Source organism: Sphingomonas sp. (assembly GCF_036731925.1).
In the GTDB taxonomy this organism is placed as follows: Bacteria; Pseudomonadota; Alphaproteobacteria; order Sphingomonadales; family Sphingomonadaceae; genus Sphingomonas.
On record NZ_DAINDJ010000009.1, the window covers coordinates 1 to 3649 of the forward strand.

Genomic DNA, 3649 nt, shown 5'->3' on the forward strand with positions numbered 1-3649 from the left:
TAAATTTGGCTCAATTAGGGGCGCTTTGCATTTCAAATCTTTGTGCAACAAAGCCGCGCTAAAGTATCATCCTAATTTTCGCCCAGGCTCGAAAAATACGGTAAATGGTGAAAATAAAAATTCATCCTTTTCCGATGTTGCCCGTTCCAACACGTAAGCAGTCAGTCAGAAAAAACACATAGATCCAATCCCTAGCGAGCATTGAGCTCTCTCATCCGTGCCAACTGCTCCAACCCTTGGACGCCCTAAATGCTTACCCAAAAAAATCAACACCTTCTTTTAAAAACACAATCAAAAATGACTCCCTTATATCCATTTAACCTAAACAGCCTTCCCCACACTGCACTAGCTAGGGCTCGTAGTTCGGCGCAAGGCTGAAGTCGCTTGACTGCTTCGCTGTGCAGATCCATGACCCACTTTCCATCAAACTCCCGGTTGTAGTTCCACAAGCATCTCGCGAGTCTTGCCGGCCCGCTCCACTAACAAGACCACAACATCTCCAACGTTCTTGTCGTCTAGCCGGGCCTGTAATGTGGTGACGTCGTCGACGGCGATACCGTCGATGCTGATAACGCGATCGCCGGGCACGATGCCGCCTGCGGTGACCTCGATGCCGACGAGCCCGGCCCTGTGCGCCACCGAGCCCGGCGTCACGCGCAATACGAATACGCCCTTACTACCGGTCAGCGCCTGCAGACGCGCGTTGAGCTGCTCATCCACCTCGATGCCCAGCGCCGGACGGATGTACTTGCCGGTCTTTATGAGTTGCGGCACCACGCGCATGACGGTATCCACCGGCACAGCGAAACCGATGCCAGCGGACGCGCCCGAAGGGCTGTAGATGGCGGTGTTGATGCCGATCAGCCGCCCGGCCGAATCGAGCAGCGGGCCGCCGGAGTTGCCGGGGTTGATAGCGGCGTCGGTCTGGATCAGGTGATCGATGGCAGGCCCGCCCCCTTCGCCGTCGAGGGTGCGGTCGAGCGCCGAGACGATGCCGGTGGTGAGCGTCCAGTCCAATCCGAAGGGATTGCCGATAGCGAACACTTTCTGCCCGACCTTGAGGTCGGCACTGGTGCCCACCGGCACAGCGGGCGGGCGCTTGAAGCCGACGCCGATCTTGAGCACGGCGATGTCGTGCTCGGGGCTGGCGCCCACCAGCGCAGCCTGATAATCGCGACCGTCGGCCAGTTTGACCGTGGCAGACGATGCCCCCTGGATGACGTGGAAGTTGGTCACCACGTGGCCGGCATCGTCCCAGATGAAGCCGGAGCCGGTGCCGCGCGGCACGGAAAAGACATTGCGCGACCAGACGTCACGCACCAGTTGCGCCGTGGTGATGTAAACCACCGACCCGCGCGATTTCTCGAACAGTTGGATGGTGGTCTGCTCGTCTGCCGCCAGATCACCACGCGGTGTCACCGTGCGCTCGGCCGCTTCGCGCGGACTGAACCAGGCTTCGATGGCAGGCAAGAACTGCCACAGCAGCATGAGTGCGGCGATGCAGCCAGTGATGACGAGCCAGCGCCGGATGAATCGGTCCGGCGCCGGGCGGCTGTTGAGGTCGGGGTAGGTCATGCCATTCTCCTTGTTGAAATCAGCGCCAGACACCGCTGGCGCGCCAACGCGGTGGGCGTGGCGCCAAGGGGATGTCCGGCAGAAATGGGCTGGAATGAAGCGGTTGCGGTGCCATCGAATCAGCCAATTCCCGCAAGCGTTGGATGCGCTCTGTCGTCGCCGGATGCGTGCGCAACCAGGAGGGTTCCGGGTTGCCCCATCCGGGCAGCAGCCGGGCGCGACTCTCCCGCTCGATCTTGGCGAGCGCCAAAGCCAATCCCTGTGGGTCGCCGGTCAATTCGGCGGTGAGCCGGTCGGCGTCGAATTCGTGCACCCGCGACAAACCCAGTTGCGCCAGCAGCGCGAGCTGTGGCGAAACGGCCAGCAACAGCAGCGCCGGCCACTGGATAGCGACTGTGCCCCACAGCAAGGCCGGCAGGCTGAAGAGGAGCATGATTTGCCCCAACAAGGCCAGAAGATGGGTGAGCCGGCTGATGGAATCGGCCAGGCCCATGACACGCAAATCCTCGTTCGCAATATGCGCGATTTCGTGGCCGAGCACGCCGGTCAACTCGCGGGGCGTGAGGCTACGCAGCAGACCGTCGGTCAGCGCGATGGCCGCGTGATGCTTCGTACCGGTGGCGAAGGCGTTGACGACCCCGCTGGGCACGTAGTGCGGTACCGGCACGGCAGGCAACCCGGCCCGCGCCGCCAGTTCGCGCAACACAGCCCAAAGATCGGGCGCTTCATTCGGGTGCAGAGGGCGTGCGCCATACAGCCGCAGGGTCAGCACCAACAGCGCGGTTTGCAGGCGATTGAGCCAGCGATGCCGCGCGCCGGCAGCCTGCGCGTGGCGCCGATCACGATGGCTCATTTGGGCTTTCCCCGGCGGCCCGGTCAGCGCGCTCGCGCAGCAGCCAGTAAGTCGCCCCGAGGGCCAGCATCGCGCTTGCGAGCGCCGCGATCTTGGCGGGGCTGGTCTCCGGGTCGAGGATCACGAACTTGCGCGCCAGGGCGATCAGCCCGATCAGGATCACCGTCTTGACCTGGATGATGCTATCGCGGCGCAAGGCCACCCGCACGATGGAATGCTTGAACTCCATGGCGATGAGCAGCGTCATGATCATGCCGAACACGGTCTGGAAGACCTTGTGATCGAGCGGATTGAACGCATCGATGACCAGCAGGCTGAAGACGATCGAGATCAGCTGCAGCAGCGAGACCACGATGATCACGGCAATGATTGCGGACAGCGCGAGCGCGATCACCTGTTCGAAGCGCTCGTAGAACGTCATCACTGCCCATTGGGCACGAAATGTTTTGATCGGGTCCGGTTGCTTTTCCTTCATCGCTATTCCTCTCAATTCTGAAATACTTGTGCGCCCACAACTTGGTTGCGCCCTTGTCTTTTTGCCTGGTAGAGCGCGCTGTCCGCCTGCTGCATCACCTGCTCGGAAGAGTTTAAGCAGACGTCAAGGGGGGCCACCCCCATGCTGGCGCTATAGCTGATCGACACCTCTCCACACACCACCGCTGTCGTCGCAACGTCCTGACGAAATCGCTTCGCCCATACTTGGGCGTCTTCAATCGATGCCGCTTCGGCTTTGTTGCACAAACCTATCTCTAAAGGCTTATTCCACAATATAATTTTCAAATGAATAAGTCGACACCTAAAATTTATCGCACAACCAATTGGTCTTCATATAACCGAGCTCTCATTAATCGTGGAAATATTGCCATTTGGTTTGATCCTGCTACGCAATGGTATGCCCCATCAAAAGGCAAACAAGGACGAAATCAAACTTACTCCGACGCAGCTATCCAATGCTGCCTAATGATTAAATTTCTCTTTCGATTGTCTTTACGCATGGTCACTGGCTTTGTTCAAAGTCTCATCCATCTTTGTAGGTTAAATTGGATAGCGCCAGACTACACTACAATTTGTAGACGACAACAGCATATTGATATTGTGATTAGCTATCAAAAAAGTTGTGATGGACTGTATCTAATCGTTGACTCCACAGGTCTGAAATTCTTAGGTGAGGGTGAATGGAAGCGTAAAAAACATCAGCCTGAATATCGTCGCCAATGGCGT

General features: G+C 58.3%; 4 protein-coding genes and 1 pseudogene. 1 reads left to right on the plus strand and 4 read right to left on the minus strand.

Annotated features, from left to right (window positions below; translation table 11 throughout):
* Positions 1-423: 423 nt before the first annotated feature.
* Genes V7E00_RS20005 through V7E00_RS20020 form a run of 4 tightly spaced genes read right to left on the minus strand, consistent with a single transcriptional unit; the run spans position 424 to position 3169 of the window.
* The gene (locus V7E00_RS20005) at positions 424-1575 is read right to left on the minus strand and encodes a S1C family serine protease (protein ID WP_002072799.1); all 1152 of its coding nucleotides are present in this window, start codon (positions 1573-1575) and stop codon (positions 424-426) included.
* 19 nt (positions 1576-1594) lie between these two features.
* A complete protein-coding gene (locus tag V7E00_RS20010; RefSeq protein ID WP_004882732.1) occupies positions 1595-2428 on the minus strand; it encodes a zinc metalloprotease HtpX in 834 nt (277 codons plus the stop codon).
* Positions 2415-2903 carry a phosphate-starvation-inducible PsiE family protein gene (locus V7E00_RS20015; RefSeq protein ID WP_004882734.1) on the minus strand — a complete coding sequence of 163 codons (489 nt, stop codon included), beginning with the start codon at positions 2901-2903 and terminating at the stop codon, positions 2415-2417. The genes V7E00_RS20010 and V7E00_RS20015 overlap by 14 nt, the downstream gene beginning before the upstream one ends.
* Before the next feature lie 11 nt (positions 2904-2914).
* On the minus strand, positions 2915-3169 hold the full coding sequence (locus V7E00_RS20020; RefSeq protein ID WP_106629086.1) for a GGDEF domain-containing protein: 255 nt from the start codon (positions 3167-3169) through the stop codon (positions 2915-2917).
* A 39-nt stretch (positions 3170-3208) separates the two neighbouring features.
* Between V7E00_RS20020 and V7E00_RS20025 the strand changes: the two are divergent.
* Positions 3209-3649 (plus strand): annotated as a pseudogene (locus V7E00_RS20025) (IS5-like element ISAba13 family transposase); the annotation flags it as partial.